We start from the raw sequence: 559 nt of genomic DNA on the forward strand, positions 1-559 counted from the left end.
ATAATACTGCCAAGGGTTTGCTGGTGATAGGATTGGCTTTTTGGGGTTCTGTAAGACGTGTTCATTGATGCGGCGCGTCCTGTCACGCTTAAGCTTTGTGGGGGGCTGCTTACAGAGATTTCATCAATCAGATAGGCGCCCATATCGCGGTTTTTACCGCCTTCATAGCCAAGTGTGACAGAAATAATTGTTCCGATGAGAGGAATATCAAGAAAGCCATTGTCGCACTCACGGGCGCGGTCATCAAGCTCTATGGTAATGCGGTCACTTTTGTCTTCTGCTTCATCGGTAATTTCAATCGACAAAACATAGTCCATCAGCGTTCTTGTGATGTCCTCTCCATTTGCCAGAACCATGCAAAAAGGTTTCATGATTGACTGCCCCAAATTCTAATCACCGGTGTGGCTTTAGGATAGGGGAGGGTTGGCAAAACGATTGTGATGCCTGCTTTTAAGATGGGTCCATAGTCTGCAAGACCAAAGTTTGCTGCATAAACGCGTTCAACAGCAAGGGCTTGTTGACCCTTTGCATAGTATCTCCAGCAAATGGCATCAACCAT

1 protein-coding gene and 1 pseudogene are annotated in these 559 nt (G+C 46.3%); both read right to left on the reverse strand.

Annotated features, from left to right (window positions below; translation table 11 throughout):
• A pseudogene (locus ACFIL3_RS11140) lies at positions 1–371 on the reverse strand (phage late control D family protein); the annotation flags it as partial.
• Positions 368–559: tail protein X (locus tag ACFIL3_RS11145; protein WP_375668773.1), on the reverse strand; the 192-nt coding region annotated here is incomplete at its 5' end. The gene ACFIL3_RS11145 and the pseudogene ACFIL3_RS11140, both read right to left, overlap by 4 nt.

It is taken from the genome of Bartonella sp. CE47NXGY, assembly GCF_042195415.1.
In the GTDB taxonomy this organism is placed as follows: domain Bacteria; phylum Pseudomonadota; class Alphaproteobacteria; order Rhizobiales; family Rhizobiaceae; genus Bartonella.